Here is a 15,153-nt window from a genome sequence, read left to right as displayed (position 1 = left end):
CTAGCCGATGACGATCTCGGGGTGGATGGCGTCGTACACGCCGCGGTCGAAGTCGCCCGCGACGGGCGCGGCGACGGCCGCCGCTCCCAGCGCGGCCGCCCTGCGCAGCAGGTCGGGCCACGGCAGCTGCTCCACCAGCCCCAGGGCGAGCCCCGCCACCAGCGCGTCGCCCGCTCCCGTCGGATTGCCCTCCACGCGGTACGGCATGCGCGCGCGGAACGTTCCCGCGGGCGTGATGGCGTGCAGCCCCTCCTCGCCCATGGACACGACGACCGCCCCCGCCCCCTCCGCCAGGACGGCCTCGGCGCCGCCGTCGGGGAAGGCGCGGGCCAGCTCGTCCTTGTTCGGCTTGACGATCGAGGGCCGCCCCCTGGGCGCGTGGCGCAGCGGCTCGCCGTCGGCGTCGACGATCGTCGGCACGCCGGTCATGGCGGCGAGCGTGGCGTAGAGATCGGCGGGGGCGCCCCTGGGCAGGCTGCCGGAGATCACGACGGCTTCGGCGTCCTTGGCCAGGCGCTCGAAGTCGGCGAGGAAGCGGTCGAGCTCGTCGGGGGTGACGAGCGGGCCGGGCTCGTTGAACAGCGCCGTGGTGTCCGAGTGGATCACCAGTGTGGTGCGGGAGTCGCCCGAGATCGGGGTGAGCGCGCCGGGCAGGCCCGCGGCGTCGAGGTCGGCGCGGATGGCCTCGCCCGTCGGCCCGCCCGCGAGGCCCGCCACCACGACCTCGCGGCCGAGCGCGGCGAGCACCCGTGCGACGTTGACGCCCTTGCCACCGGCACGCCTGTGCACCGAGGAGACCCGGTTCACTCCGTCCCAGTCGGCGTCGGGCACCTGGTAGGTGACGTCGAGGGCGGCGTTGGCGGTGACGGTGAGGATCATCAGGGCTCCGTGATCCAGCCGCCGCGCTTCATGACGCCGGCGACCTCGAAGGAATCGTTGAGAACGACCAGGTCGGCGACCTTGCCCGCGGCGATGGACCCCACCTCGTCGGCCAGGCCGAGCACGCGGGCGGGGGTCAGCGAGGAGATCTCGACGGCCTCGGTGATGGACAGCCCGACCTGCTGGACGGCCCGGCGGAAGGCGACGTCCATGGTGAGGGTGCTGCCCGCGATGGAGCCGCCCTCGACCAGGCGCGCGACGCCGTTGCTGACGTCGACCTGCATGGAGCCGAGCACGTAGGTGCCGTCGCCCATGCCGGTCGCGGCCATCGCGTCGGTGATCAGCGCGGTGCGCTCGGGGCCTGCGGCGGTGTAGGCGAGGCGGAGCATGGCGGGGTGGACGTGGACGCCGTCGTTGATCAGCTCGACGGTGACCCGCTCGTCCTCCAGCAGGGCCGCGATGGGGCCGGGCGTGCGGTGACCGAGAGGGGGAAGCGCGTTGTAGAGGTGGGTGGCGACGCTCGCGCCCGCGTCGATGCCCGCGATCGTCTGGTCGTAGGTGGCGTCGCTGTGGCCGAGGGCGGCGATGACGCCTTCGGCGACCGCCGTACGGATGGTGTCGAGTGCCCCCGGCAGCTCGGCGGCGATGGTGAGCATGCGGACATGGCCGCGCCCCGCCTTGGCCAGCTGGGCGAACTCCTTCGGGTCGGGCTCGCGCAGCAGCCTGGGGTTGTGCGCGCCGCATCGTGCCTTCGAGATGTAGGGGCCCTCGAAGTGGATGCCCGCGATGATCCCGTCCTCGCACAGGTCAGCCAGCGACGAGGTGGCGGCGGCGATGTCGTCGATCGCCCCCGTCACCAGGCTCGCGACCATCGTGGTGGTGCCGTGACTCTCGTGGAGCGCGACGGCGTCGCGCGCCTTGTCCTGCTGACCTGTCGGGAAGGACCCGCCCGCGCCGCCATGGTTGTGAATGTCGACGAAGCCGGGCACGACCAGCCGCCCGGACAGGCTGTGGCCCGCTCGGGGGGCGGGTCCGTGACCGACATGCGTGATGCGGCCGTCTTCGATGGTCAGCCACCCGTCGTGAACTCCGTCGGGAGTCGCGATCCGGGCGTCGGCGAGAGTAAGGCTCATGAAGAAAGAATCACAGATCGCGTGAGGTGCATCGGCTCGTCGGGGTTCAGCCCGCGGGCGAAGGCGCGCGCTACCGCGACCCGCTGGGCGCGGATCAGCTCGGCCATCGGGTCGAGGGAGGTCTCGAAGAACGTGCCGCCGGTGACTTCGACCTGCTCGCGCAGGCCCTCGGGGGCGGCGCCGAGCATCCAGGTGACGCGGCCGGGCCCGGCGATGCTGATCGGGCCGTGGCGGTACTCCATCGCCGGGTAGGCCTCGGTCCACGACCTGGAGGCCTCGCGCATCTTCAGCGCCGCCTCCTGCGCCAGGCCGACCGACCAGCCGGAGCCGAGGAAGCTGAACTGCTCGGCCTCGACCAGCTCGGCGGGCAGCGGGGCGGCGACGGCCTCGCTCGCGTCGGCGATGGCCTGGGTGAGGTCCTCGCCGAGGCTGCCGCGCAGCAGCGCGAGCTGGGTGGTGGCGAAGCGGGTCTGCACGACCGACTTCTCGTCGGCGTAGTCGAGGACGACGACCTGGTCGGCCAGCGTCATGACGGGGGTGTCGGGGTCGGCGGTGATGGCCGTGGTCCTGGTGGAGACCTTGCCGAGCAGCTCGAGGACCTCGGTGGTGGTGCCCGAGCGGGTCAGCGCCAGCACCCTGTCATAGGTACGGCCGAGCGGCGCCTCCGACGCGGCGAAGGCGTCGGTCTCGCCCAGGCCCGCCTGCTCGCGCAGCGTGGCGTAGGCCATCGCGATGAACCAGGAGGTGCCGCAGCCGACCACGGCGACCCGCTCGCCCGGCTGGGGCAGGGCGTCGGCCGGGATGCTCTCGACGGCACGACGCCAGCAGTCGGGCTGAGACGCGATCTCGGCCTCGGTGTGGGTGGTCACGGCTTCCTCCCAGAGATGTTTGTTTCTGCTCTTTTTATATCAGAAAAGAGCATAACTGGGCAGTGCTGGTAGGTGGGTCAACGGATGTGCCACGCTTGCCCCCATGAGCCGTTATGACCGCTGGAACTCGATTCTCGAGCTGCTCGCCGAGGAGGGACGGCTCTCGGTCGAGGAGGCCGCCGAGGCGCTCGACGTCTCCACCGCGACCATCCGCCGCGACTTCGACCAACTCGCTCAGCAGCAGATGCTCATGCGCACCCGCGGCGGCGCCGTCGCGCAGAGCGTCAGCTACGACCTGCCCCTGCGCTACAAGACCGCGCGGCACGCCGACGAGAAGCACCGCATCGCCGCCGCGGCCGCCGAACTGGTCTCCCCCGGGGCCGTGGTCGGGATGAACGGCGGCACCACCACCTCGGAGCTGGCCCGCACGCTGGCCACCCGCTCGACCCTCGAAGCCGGTTTCACGATCGTCACCAACGCGCTCAACATCGCCTCCGAGCTCACCGTCCGCCAGCACGTGAAGATCGTGGTCACGGGCGGGGTGGCGCGGCAGCAGTCCTACGAGCTCATCGGACCACTGGCAAGCGGCGTGCTCGAACAGGTGACGCTGGACGTGGCCTTCCTCGGCGTCGACGCGCTCGACGTCGAGCTCGGCGCCTCCGCCCACCACGAGGGCGAGGCGGCGGTCAACAGCCTGCTCATCGGCAGGGCCGCCCAGGTGGTGGTCATCGCCGACTCCTCCAAGCTGGGCAAGCGGGCCTTCGCCAGGATCTGCCCCGTCAGCCAGATCGACACGCTGGTGACCGACGAGCAGCTGTCCGACGAGCTGGCGAGCGGGTTCGCCGACGCGGGTGTCAAGGTCATCCGCGCATGAAGTCCGTCAACGCTCGACCCAGACGAAAGCGGGTACGTTTCGAGTCATGACGGCGAACATCGGAGCCTCCAGGCTCGGCCCCGCCGAGAGAACGGCCGCGCTGACCGCGCTGGCGGAACGAGAGCTTGACGTGGTCGTCGTGGGTGGCGGCGTCGTGGGCGCGGGCGTGGCGCTCGACGCCGCCACCCGTGGCCTTTCCGTCGGGCTCGTCGAGGCGCGCGACTTCGCCTCAGGCACCTCCTCCCGATCGTCCAAGCTGATCCATGGCGGCCTGCGCTACCTGGAGCAGCTCAACTTCGACCTGGTCAGGGAGGCGCTGCAGGAGCGGGCGCTGCTGCTGCAGCGCATCGCCCCCCATCTGGTACGGCCGGTGCCGTTCCTGTTCCCGATGACCCACTTCGGATGGGAACGCCCCTACGTCGGGGCGGGCGTGGCCCTCTACGACGCGCTCGGCTTCGCCTCCGGCCTCACCCGTGGCGTACCGGGGCATCGGCACCTGTCCAGGAGCAGGGCGCTGCGGCTGGCGCCCGCGCTGAAACGCACCTCCTTCACCGGCGCCGTGCAGTACTGGGACGCCCAGGTCGACGACGCCCGCTACGTGATGACCATGCTCCGCACCGCGGCCGCCTACGGCGCGCACGTGGCGCAGCGGGCGCAGGTGGTCGGCTTCCTGCGCGAAGGGGAGCGGGTGACCGGGGTCAGGGTGCGCGACCTGGAGAGCTCCGCCGAGGTCGAGATCAGAGCGCGGCAGGTCGTCAACGCGACAGGCGTGTGGACCGACGACATCCAGGAACTGGTCGGCGGCAGGGGCCAGATCCACGTACGCGCCTCCAAGGGCATCCACCTGGTGGTCCCGCGCGACCGCATCCACTCCATGACCGGCATCATCCTGCGCACCGAGAAATCCGTGCTCTTCGTGATCCCGTGGGGCCGGCACTGGATCATCGGCACCACCGACACCGAGTGGACGCTCGACCGGGCGCACCCCGCCGCCTCGCGGGTCGACATCGACTACCTGCTCGACCACGTCAACGCGGTGCTCTCGGTGCCGCTGACCAGGGACGACGTCGAGGGCGTCTACGCCGGGTTGCGCCCGCTGCTGTCGGGGGAGTCGGAGGAGACCTCCAAGCTGTCCAGGGAGCACGTCGTCGCGCACCCGGTGCCGGGCCTGGTGATGATCGCTGGCGGCAAGTACACCACCTACCGGGTGATGGCCAAGGACGCGGTCGACGCCGTCGCGCACGGTCTCGACCAGCGCGTGCCCGTCTCGTGCACCGACCGCATCCCGCTGGTCGGCGGCGAGGGCTACCAGGCGCTGTGGAACTCCCGCCACCGGCTCGCCCGTGCCTCTGGCCTGCACGTGGCCCGCATCGAACACCTGCTCCAGCGGTACGGCTCGCTCATCGACGAGGTGCTGGAGCTGATCGAGCAGGACCGCTCGCTGGCCAGGCCGCTCAACGGGGCCGACGACTACCTGCGCGCCGAGATCGTCTACGCGGCGACCCACGAGGGGGCCAGGCACCTCAACGACGTGCTGACCCGGCGCACCCACATCTCCATCGAGACCTTCCACCGGGGGCTCGCGGTGGCCCAGGAGGCGGCCGAGCTGATGGCCGGGCCGCTGGAGTGGGACGACGACCACGTGAAGCGGGAGGTCGAGTACTACTCCAAGCGGGTGGAGGCCGAGCGCCTCTCCCAGGAGCAGGACACCGACCAGGAGGCCGACGCCATCCGCCTGGGCGCCCCCGAGATCGTCCCCGTCGCCCTTCCCACCCACCCCTGAAGAAGCTCGGGATGCATGATGCCGATCCAGAAGCGGCTGAGATCATCGGTGAAGGAATCCACCTGGCCGCCGACGAACCTTTTGATTGGCCTGTCTTCGAGGGAAGCGGGGAGGTGGCGGACAGCGCTCAGGTGAGCGGGATCCAGGCCTGCTCGTCAAGGGTGTTCAGGTCGTTGACCTTGATGCCAGAAGGTGACACCGTCCACAGCGAGTCGCCGATCACCACGGAGCGCTGGATGTTCGGCTCGTAGGTGTAGTCGCGCTCCTTCACCCGCGGGTGCTTGATCGTGCCCGCCTCGCTCACCCCGCTGTCGGTGATCTTCAGCACCATCGCCCCCGACTCCGACTCCCCGTTCTTGTAGCTGGACACGGGGATGACGGCCGTCCCCGTCTTGGGCCAGTACAGGAAGGCGTGCGGGTCCCACTCGGCCTCGGACCCCGTGTCCTTCTGGAACAGCTGCGACAGCCGCCGCGGGTTGGCCGGGTCGCTGACGTCGAACAGGGAGACCTGGGTGCCGAGCGTCCTGCCCTTCTCGCTGGCCTCCTGGCCGAGCCCGATGAGCCGCCCCTCGCCCGCGGGGTGCAGGTACGCCGAGTATCCGGTGATCTTGAGCTCGCCCGTCACCTTGGGCGCCGCCGGGTCGCGAAGGTCGAGCGTGTAGAGCGGGTCGACCTGCCGGAAGGTCACCACGTACCCGACGGGGCCGATGAAGCGGACCGAGTAGATGCGCTCGTCCTTGCCCAGGCCGCCGACCTCGCCGATCTTGGCCAGGGTGTCGGCGCGCAGCACGTAGACGCTGCTTGAGCTGGTCTTCTGGTCGGCCGTGGTGGTGGCGACGCGCAGGTTGCCCTGGTACTCCGACATCGCGTACTGGTTCAGCAGCCGTCCGGGGATCTTGCCGGACGCGAGGTACTTGGGGGCGCCCGCCTGGCTGATGTCGAACCGGTGGACCTCGGTCTCCTCAGGCGGTACGGCGTTGCCGCCGGCGGGCGTCCCAGGCGGGGCCGTGTTGACGTCAAGGGGACGCGGGTCGATCGGGACGGGGAACCACCAGCGCGGATTGCTGGTGACGTACAGGCTGGTGCCCGTCCCGTAAACGGTGTCGCCGTCGGCCGCCACCGCGATCGGGTTGGCCGCCGCGGCCGCCAGGTCCTGCGTCAGGTCGATGGTGTGCACGGTCAGCAGCGACGTGCCCGTGTACTCGTCGGGGTGGCTGACCTGCTCGCACTTCACCGACTCCGCTCGCGCGTTCCCCGCCGCGTCGGTGATCGTGAACTTCGGCAGCCACGCCGAGATCGGCGCCTGCCGTACCACGGCCTGGTTGACCTTGATGCGCTCGGCCTCGGACACGTCCTCGCGCGCCTGAGGGAAGGTGATGTCGGGCTGGCTGCGCACGACCAGCCGTACCGTGGAGCCCACGAGCCTGGCGTCCACGTGCATGCCGCCCGGCTCGACGGTGCCGAGCAGCCTGGGCTCGCCGGACAGGTCCACCAGCGCGTACTGGGGGCCGCCGGTCGGCGCGAAGGCGCGCTTGGCGACGGCGCCGAACGGGATGCCGCCGCCGTTGAACAGCACCAGCGCCCGGTCGCCCGACACGAGCAGGTCGCCCGCGACCCAGTTCTCCTTGGCCAGTTCGAGCGTGCCGGTGATCTTCCTGGTCGCGGCGTCGATGACGCGGAGCTTGCCGTTGCTGACGGTGATGACCCGCCTGCCGTCGGTCTTGACCAGGTCGGGCTCGTCGACGCCCTGCTCGTGCACGTTCGTGGTGGAGTGGTCGGCGGCCTTGCCCTCGTTCGCCGACTGGGGTACGGCCTTGCCCGCGACGTCCGAGCGCTCCATGTACATGATGGGCGGCCCGCCGAGGCCCCAGGACGAGACGTTCTTGGCGGTGTTCTCGCGCAGCCCGGACAGCATGTCGTCGCAGCTGTCGTAGGAGACCAGCTTCACGTCGCTCAGGTCGAGCGGCGCCGAGACGGGCTTGGTGGCGGGAGCGGAGCAGGCGGCGACCGCCGTCGCGAGGGCGGCGGCGGACAGTGCCGTCCGGATGAACGTCTTCATGTCCACCTACACGGGCGGCCGCACGGAACGGTTCATGAGGTTCTGGTGAATGTCGGGCTGTAACCGACGCCGTCGGAGATGTCGAGCAGCGTGCGGACCTCCTTGCCGGAGAAGTCGACGACCTGGACGCGGTCCTTGGGGGCGTTGTCGAGCTCCCAGCAGTAGAGGTGGGTCTCGTCGTACCAGCCGAGGAGTTTGTCGCAGGGGGTGGTGACCGTGCGCAGCCTGTCTCCCGAGGCGCTGTCCCAGACGCACAGCTCGCCCGCGTCGCCGTCGGGGCAGCGGCTGGCGAAAGCGTCGCCCGAGGGGGAGAAGATGTCCAGGGTGCCCGCGGGCAGCTCGCCGATGTTGGCGGCGTCGCGCACCTTGTTGCCAGAGGCGTCGAAGAAGCGCAGGCCGGAGCCGACGACGTTGACCACGCCCTCGGTCTGGCCGTCCCAGCCGAAGGAGCCCTTGCCCGTGACCTTGACCACCTCGGCCTTGCGCGTGGCCACGTCGACGATGACGAAGCCCAGGTAGAGCCAATCGTCGCCCTTGGACCGCTCGACATTGAGCAGGATCTTCGAGCCGTCGCCCGACCAGGCGCGGATGCTGCTGATCAGCGGCTCCTTGACGGTCTTGACGGAGGTCTTCTCGCCGGTCCTGGTGTCGGTGATCTCGACGGAGTCGTAGCGGTCGGAGGTGTAGTTCTTGCTGCGTCCGGCGAGATGGCGGCCGTCGGGGGACAGCAGGGTCTCCCAGTTGCCGCCGTAGCGGTTGAACGACCCCGTCAGCGCCTTCCTGGCGTAGTTGACCCACTCCTTGGAGGTCTTGTTGTAGACCTCGTAGGAGGTGAGCCTGATCGGGTCGTCCGGGTGCTCGTAGGCGATGGCCCGCGTGCCGAGCAGCCGCTGCTGGGCCAGCCCCCGCGTGGGTACGGCCGTGCGGGACGGCGAGACAGAGGGGGCCGCGCTGGTGGCGCTCGGCTGCCGCCCGGTGGGCGACGGCGAGGGAGCGGCGCGCTCGGACAGCCTTCCCCACGGCACCGCGACGACCGCGACCACGACGAGCAGCGCGACGGCGCCCGCCACGAGCCCGGCGACCAGCCCGGCCCTGCTCTTCTTCGGCGGCGGGTAGCCGCCCTGCGGGTACGTCGGAGGGGCCGTCCACTGCTGGGGAGGAGGGGGCGGTGGGTAACCCGGATGCGAGACCTGGGGATTCGGAACCACGGCGGCCGCCGCCGCGGCCTCCCGCAGCATGCCGCCAGGCGTCACCGGGTGCTGCAGCAGCCGCATGATGACCTGTTCGGCGGTGGGCCGCTGTAAGGGGTCCTTGGACAGGCACGCGTGCACCACCCCGCGCAGCGGCTCGTCGAGGCCCGACACCTCGGGCGGTGCGTTCAGCACCCTGTTGATGACGGCCGGCATCGTGTCGCTGCCGAACGGTGCCCTGCCCGAGGCGGCGTAGGCGATCGTGGCGGCCCAGGTGAACAGGTCGGCGGCGGGCCCCACCTGGTGGCCGAGCAGCTGCTCGGGCGCCATGTACGACGGCGTGCCCACGGGGGAGGAGGTGATCGTCGAGGTGGCGTCGAGCGCCCTGGCGATGCCGAAGTCGATCACGCGCGGCCCGTCGGGGGCGATGATGACGTTGGCGGGCTTGAAGTCGCGGTGCACGATGCCCGCCTGGTGGATCGCGGCCAGCGCGGTGGCGGTGCCGATCGCCAGGCGGTGCAGGGCGGGACCGGTGCGCGGCCCCTGCTCCTGGACGACTCGATGGAGCGAGGGCCCCTCGATGTACTCGCTGACGATGTACGGCCGGCCGTCCTCGGCGCCGGTGGCCAGGACCTGCGCCGTGCAGAAGGGGGCGACCTGCTGGGCGACCCGCACCTCCCGCAGGAACCGCTCGGCGCTGACCGGGTCGCCGGGACGCAGCCACTTGATCGCGACCCGCGCCCCTGTGCGGTCGGTGGCGAGGTAGACGACGCCCTGGCCGCCCTCGCCGAGCCTGCCGAGGAGCGTGTGGTCGCCGAGTCTGGCTGGGTCTCCAGATCTGAGCTGATCGTAGGGCGGCATAGCCGGAATTCTGGCGTGTCGCCATAACGGTTGCGCCACCGGATCTTCCGCACGGTTCATTGCATGGTGGTGAATGTCGGGCTGAAGTTGACCGCGTTCGGGGTGTCGAGCAGCGTGCGGACCTCCGTGCCGGTGAAGTCGACGACCACGACCCGGGCCTTGGTGTCGTTGTCGCTCTCCCAGCAGTACAGGTGGCCCTCGTCGTACCAGCCGAGGTACATGTCGCAGGCGGTGGCGACCTTGTGCAGGCTCTTTCCCGACTCGGTGTCCCACAGGCAGAACTCGCCGTCGTCGCCGTCGGCGCACTTCGTGGCGAACGATCTGCCCGAGGGGGAGAAGATGTCCTGCGTGCCGACGGGGAGTTCGCCGACGTTGACGGCGTCGCGCAGCCGTTTGCCCGAGGAGTCGAAGAAGCGCAGGTCGGAGCCGTAGAGGTTGACCACGCCCCTGGTCTGGCCGTCCCATCCGAACCCGGGAACGTCTTTGCTGTCGCCCGGCACCTTGACCGGGGTCGCCTTCCTCGCCGCCACGTCCACGATGACGAAGCCCGGGTTGCGCCAGGACTCGTCCTGCCCCTCCTCGATGTTGAGCAGGATCTTCGAGCCGTCCTTCGACCAGCCCTGGATGGCGCTGATCTGCGGACTCTGGACGGTCTTGATGGTGGCCCGCTTCTCGCGGGTACTCGTGTCGATGATCTCGATGGTGTCGTAGGCGCCGGAGGAGTAGAAGTTGGGGCGGGTCGCCACCAGGCGGCCGTCGGGGGAGAGCCTGGTCTCGGCCTTGCCCGCGTAGCGGCGGAACGGGCCGGTCAGCGAGTCTCTGGCGTAGTTCACCCACTCCTTGGTCTTGCTGTCGTAGAGGTCGTAGCCGGTGAGCCTGATCGCATCGTCGGCACGCTCGTAGAGCGTGGCCTCCGTGTTCAGCGGTCGCAGGCGGGTCACCCCCTGCGTGGGCCCGGCCGGGTGGGACGGCGGGACTGAGGCGGCAGACGGAGTCGAGGGCGCGGCCCGGTCGAAGACTCGCCCCCACGGCACGAGGACGGCCGCCCCGACGAGGAGCAGCGCGGTGAACGCCGCCGCCAACGCGGCGACCAGCCCTTTCCTGCTCTTCCTCGGCGGCGGCTGGTCAGGGGCGAACGGCACCCAGCCCCGCCCGGCTCCGGGCGGCGGTTCGGTGGGACCTCGCGGTGGAGCGCGGCCCGCCACCGGGCTCTGGGGAGGCGGGACGCTGTGGCGGGGAAAGGCGAGGGTGGAGTCGACCATGGACGCGGCGGCGGCCTCCCGCAGCATGCCGCCGGGGGTCACCGGGTGCTGCAGCAGCCGTACGATGACCTGCTCGGCGGTGGGCCGCTGCGAGGGGTCCTTGGACAGGCAGGCGTGCACCACTCCGACCAGCGGCTCGTCGAGGCCCGAGACGTCGGGTCGCGCGTTCAGCACCCTGTTGATGACGGCGGGCATCGTGTCGCTGCCGAACGGCGCCCGGCCTGAGGCGGCGTAGACGATCGTGCAGGCCCAGGCGAACAGGTCCGCGGCCGGGCCGACCTGGTGGCCGAGGAGTTGTTCTGGAGCCATGAACGACGGTGTCCCGACCGGTGAGGAGCTGATCGTGGAGGTGGCGTTCAGCGCCCTGGCGATGCCGAAGTCGATCACTCTGGGCCCGTCGGCGGCGATGATGACGTTGGCCGGTTTGAGGTCGCGGTGCACGATGCCCGCCTGGTGGATCGCCGCCAGCGCGGTGGCGATGCCGATCGCCAGCCGGTGCAGGGCGGCCCCGGTGCGCGGGCCCTGCTCCTCGACGACGCGCTGCAGGGTGGGGCCCTCTACGTACTCGCTGACGATGTACGGCCGGTCCTGCGCGGCCCCCGTGGCCAGGACGGGCGCGGTGCAGAAGGGCGCGACCTGCTGGACGACCTTGACCTCGCGCAGGAACCTCTCGGTGCTGACGGCATCGGCGAACCGCAGCCACTTGATCGCGACACGCGCGCCCGTGCGGTCGGTGGCGAGGTAGACGACGCCCTGGCTGCCGTCACCGAGCCTGCCGACGATCGCGTAGTCACCGAGACTGGCCGGGTCCCCTGACCTGGGCGGATCGTAGGACGGCATATCTCTGATTGTCGCGCGCCGCCATAACGGTTGCGCTACCGAATATTCTTCCAGGTATGCCGCAAAGCCTCCGCCACGTGGTCTCCAGCGGAAAGACGCAGGAGATCAACACCCCGTTCACCGGCGAACCACTGGCCACGATGCCGATCTCCACCCCCGACGACGTCCGCACGGCCTACGAGCGGGCGCGCGCCGCCCAGGAGGCGTGGGCCGCGCTGCCCCCCGCCGAACGCGCCAAGCCGTTCCTGCGCCTGCACGACGCGATCCTCGACCGGCGCGCCGAGATCCTCGACGTCATCCAGCAGGAGACGGGCAAGGCCCGCAGGCACGCCTTCGAGGAGGTGCTCGACGTCGCCGGCTGCGCGCTCTACTACGCCCGCCGAGCCGCCGGGCTGCTGGCGCCGAAGGCCCGCAAGGGGATCTTCCCCGTGGCCACGCGCGTGGTCGAGCTGCGCCACCCCAAGGGCGTGGTCGCGCTGATCTCGCCGTGGAACTACCCGCTCTCGCTCGGCGTCGGCGACGTGATGCCCGCGCTGCTGGCGGGCAACGCGGTCGTGCACAAGCCCGACACGCAGACCTCGCGCTCGACGCTGTGGACCATCGATCTGCTGGCCGAGCTGGGCATGCCGCGCGAGATCTGGCAGGTCGTGCTGGGCGAGCCCGCCGACATCGGCGACGCGCTCATGGACGGCGCCGACTACGTCGCCTTCACCGGCTCCACGCGCGGCGGCCGCAAGATCGCCGAGGAGGCGGCCAAGCGGCTCATCGGCTGCTCGCTCGAACTCGGCGGCAAGAACCCGATGATCGTGCTGGACGATGCCGACCTCGACGTCGCCGCCCAGGGCGCGATCCGCGCCTGCTTCACCAACGCCGGTCAGCTGTGCATCTCCATCGAGCGCCTCTACGTGCACGAGTCGATCTTCGACGCGTTCGCCGACCGCCTGGTGCGCCAGGTCGAGGCCATGAAGCTCGGCGCGGGCCACGACTGGTCGATCCAGATGGGGTCGCTGACCTCGCAGCGCCAGCTCGACGGCGTGATCGCACACGTCACCGACGCGGTCGACAAGGGCGCCAAGGTGCTGACCGGCGGCAGGGCCCGCCCCGACCTCGGCCCGCTGTTCTACGAGCCGACCGTGCTGACCGGCGTCACCGAGGACATGGCGCTCTGCCGCGACGAGACGTTCGGTCCCGTCGTCAGCCTGTACCCCTACTCCACGGAGGAGGAGGTCCTGGCGCTGGCCAACGACACCATCTACGGGCTCAACGCCTCCATCTGGACCGGCGACCGCGCGCGCGGGCGGGCCCTGGCCGCGCGGGTCAAGGCGGGCACCGTCAACATCAACGAGGGGTACGGCTCGGCCTACGCCTCCTACGACGCGCCGATGGGCGGCATGAAGGCCTCGGGCCTGGGCCGCAGGCACGGCGTCGAAGGGCTGCTGAAGTTCACCGAGGTGCAGAACGTCGCCAGCCAGGCGTCGTGGCTGGGCTTCGACCCGCCCATGGGCATGCCGTACGACAAGTACGCCGACCTGCTGTCGGGCCTGCTCAAGACGATGAAGAAGCTGCGGCTGAAGTGAGCTTCGACGTCCTGGTCATCGGATCGGGCTTCGGCGGCAGCGTGTCCGCCCTGCGCCTGACCGAGAAGGGGTACAAGGTCGGCGTCCTGGAGGCGGGCCGCAGGTTCGACGAGTCGAGGCTGCCGAAGACCTCGTGGAGGCTGCGCGACTTCCTGTGGGCGCCCTGGCTCGGGTGCAAGGGCATCCAGCGCATCCACGTGCTCGGCGGCGCGAAGGGCACCCGCGTCATGGTGCTGGCGGGCGCGGGGGTCGGCGGCGGCTCCCTCGTCTACGCCAACACCCTCTACGAGCCGCTCGACCCGTTCTTCGCCGACCCGCAGTGGGCGTCGATCACCGACTGGAAGGCGGAGCTCGCCCCCTACTACGACCAGGCCAAACGCATGCTCGGCGTGGTCGTCAACCCGACGCTCACCCGCGCCGACGAGGTGATGAAGAAGGTCGCGGCCAGGATGGGCGTCGAGGAGACCTTCCGCCTGGCCCCGGTCGGCGTGTACTTCGGCCCCTCGGGCCAGGACCCGTACTTCGGCGGCGCGGGCCCGGTCCGCCGGGGCTGCGTCGAGTGCGGCGAGTGCATGACGGGCTGCCGCCACGGCGCCAAGAACATGCTGACCAAGAACTACCTCTACCTGGCCGAGCGGGCGGGCGCGAAGGTCTATCCGGAGTGCACGGCGGTCTCGGTCCGGCCCGACGGCGACGGCTACCTGGTCACCGCGCACCGCACGGGCGCGCCGTGGCAGCGCCGTACCTTCCGGGCCAGGCAGGTGGTCTTCGCGGCGGGCGCGTACGGCACGCAGCGCCTCCTGCACCGGCTCAGGGCCACCACGCTGCCGGGGCTCTCGCCCAGGCTCGGCGCGCTGACCCGCACCAACTCGGAGGCGCTGCTCGGCTTCGAGCGGCTGTCCACCGGTGGCGACAAGCTCAACCACGGCGTCGCGATCACCTCCTCGATCCACCCCGACGCCGAGACCCACATCGAGCCGGTCCGCTACGGCGACGGCTCCAACGCCATGGGCCTGCTGCGCACCCTGCTCGTCGACGGCGACCGCTCCCGATGGCGCGCCTTCCTGCGCCAGGCCGCCGCGGACCCGCTGACCGCGCTGCGCCTGCTCGACCTGCGCCGCTGGTCGGAGCGCACGATCATCGCGCTGGTCATGCAGGCCAACCACAACGCCATCACCACCCGCAGGTCGCTGTTCGGCCTGCGCAGCGAGGGCGGCAGGAACCCGACCTGGATCCCCGCGGGCCACGAGGCGGTACGGCACGCGGCCGAGGAGATCGGCGGCATCCCCGGCGGGTCGTGGCTCGACCTGTTCGACACCCCGGCGACCGCGCACTTCCTCGGCGGCTGCGTGATCGGCGACTCCCGCGACAGCGGCGTCATCGACCCGTACCACCGGGTCCACGGCTACGAGGGCCTGCACGTCGTGGACGGCTCGGCGATCTCGGCCAACCCCGGCGTCAACCCCTCGCTCACCATCACCGCGCAGGCTGAGCGCGCGATGGCGTTCTGGCCGAACGCGGGCCAGGCCGATCCGCGGCCCGCTGTAGGGTCGGCCTACATGAAGATCACACCGATCGCGCCCGCGCGGCCCGCCGTACCCGAGGCGGCTCCGGGGGCGCTGCGGCTGCGGATCGTGTCATGAGCTGGCAGGAGTGGGCGCTCGCCCTGCTGGACGAGTCCCGCGAGCCGACGCCGCTCATCGAGTTCCCGACCGGCGGGGACGTCAGGATCCTGCTGAAGGACGAGTCGGCGCATCCGACGGGGACCATGCTGGGGGGACTAACGGCCTCTCGGTGAGCCCGCCGACCCGACCGCCTCTGAAGCC

The 15,153-nt window shown here is 70.9% G+C and carries 11 protein-coding genes; 5 read left to right on the top strand and 6 right to left on the bottom strand.

Annotation, left to right across the window (positions count from 1 at the left end; all coding sequences use genetic code 11):
* Genes ACFXJ8_RS01785 through ACFXJ8_RS01775 form a run of 3 tightly spaced genes read right to left on the bottom strand, consistent with a single transcriptional unit; the run spans window position 1 to window position 2,881 of the window.
* Window positions 1-879 carry a 1-phosphofructokinase family hexose kinase gene (locus tag ACFXJ8_RS01785; protein WP_379641888.1) on the bottom strand — a complete coding sequence of 293 codons (879 nt, stop codon included), beginning with the start codon at window positions 877-879 and terminating at the stop codon, window positions 1-3.
* On the bottom strand, window positions 879-2,012 hold the full coding sequence (nagA, locus tag ACFXJ8_RS01780) for an N-acetylglucosamine-6-phosphate deacetylase (protein ID WP_379641887.1): 1,134 nt from the start codon (window positions 2,010-2,012) through the stop codon (window positions 879-881). The genes ACFXJ8_RS01785 and nagA overlap by 1 nt, the downstream gene beginning before the upstream one ends.
* The gene (locus ACFXJ8_RS01775; protein WP_379641886.1) at window positions 2,009-2,881 is read right to left on the bottom strand and encodes an SIS domain-containing protein; all 873 of its coding nucleotides are present in this window, start codon (window positions 2,879-2,881) and stop codon (window positions 2,009-2,011) included. The genes nagA and ACFXJ8_RS01775 overlap by 4 nt, the downstream gene beginning before the upstream one ends.
* A gap of 103 nt (window positions 2,882-2,984) precedes the next feature.
* Between ACFXJ8_RS01775 and ACFXJ8_RS01770 the strand changes: the two genes are divergently transcribed.
* The gene (locus ACFXJ8_RS01770) at window positions 2,985-3,755 is read left to right on the top strand and encodes a DeoR/GlpR family DNA-binding transcription regulator (protein WP_379641885.1); all 771 of its coding nucleotides are present in this window, start codon (window positions 2,985-2,987) and stop codon (window positions 3,753-3,755) included.
* A gap of 46 nt (window positions 3,756-3,801) precedes the next feature.
* Window positions 3,802-5,538, top strand: a complete 1,737-nt coding sequence (locus ACFXJ8_RS01765; RefSeq protein ID WP_379641884.1) for a glycerol-3-phosphate dehydrogenase/oxidase — start codon at window positions 3,802-3,804, stop codon at window positions 5,536-5,538.
* Between the two features lie 127 nt (window positions 5,539-5,665).
* Here the strand turns inward: ACFXJ8_RS01765 and ACFXJ8_RS01760 are convergent, their stop codons facing one another.
* From ACFXJ8_RS01760 to ACFXJ8_RS01750, 3 genes are read right to left on the bottom strand one after another with little or no spacing between them, the layout of a single operon-like run.
* Entirely contained in the window at window positions 5,666-7,597 is a 1,932-nt protein-coding gene (locus tag ACFXJ8_RS01760) for a beta-propeller domain-containing protein (protein WP_379641883.1), read from the bottom strand.
* Between the two features lie 32 nt (window positions 7,598-7,629).
* Entirely contained in the window at window positions 7,630-9,648 is a 2,019-nt protein-coding gene (locus tag ACFXJ8_RS01755) for a protein kinase (protein WP_379641882.1), read from the bottom strand.
* A gap of 56 nt (window positions 9,649-9,704) precedes the next feature.
* Window positions 9,705-11,750, bottom strand: coding sequence for a protein kinase (locus ACFXJ8_RS01750; protein ID WP_379641881.1), 2,046 nt, complete (start codon window positions 11,748-11,750; stop codon window positions 9,705-9,707).
* A gap of 56 nt (window positions 11,751-11,806) precedes the next feature.
* Here ACFXJ8_RS01750 and ACFXJ8_RS01745 point away from each other — a divergent pair, with 56 nt between their 5' ends.
* From ACFXJ8_RS01745 to ACFXJ8_RS01735, 3 genes are read left to right on the top strand one after another with little or no spacing between them, the layout of a single operon-like run.
* Entirely contained in the window at window positions 11,807-13,327 is a 1,521-nt protein-coding gene (locus tag ACFXJ8_RS01745) for a succinic semialdehyde dehydrogenase (protein ID WP_379641880.1), read from the top strand.
* Window positions 13,324-14,970, top strand: coding sequence for a GMC oxidoreductase (locus tag ACFXJ8_RS01740; protein ID WP_379641879.1), 1,647 nt, complete (start codon window positions 13,324-13,326; stop codon window positions 14,968-14,970). The genes ACFXJ8_RS01745 and ACFXJ8_RS01740 overlap by 4 nt, the downstream gene beginning before the upstream one ends.
* Window positions 14,967-15,125: a hypothetical protein gene (locus ACFXJ8_RS01735; protein WP_379641878.1), complete on the top strand. Its 159-nt coding sequence runs from the start codon at window positions 14,967-14,969 to the stop codon at window positions 15,123-15,125. The genes ACFXJ8_RS01740 and ACFXJ8_RS01735 overlap by 4 nt, the downstream gene beginning before the upstream one ends.
* The last annotated feature ends 28 nt before the right edge of the window (window positions 15,126-15,153 follow it).

This window comes from Nonomuraea sp. NPDC059194 (assembly GCF_042754765.1).
GTDB lineage: Bacteria > Actinomycetota > Actinomycetes > Streptosporangiales > Streptosporangiaceae > Nonomuraea.
The sequence above is the reverse complement of the archived record's forward strand: the minus strand, read 5'-3'. Positions and strand labels throughout refer to the sequence as shown.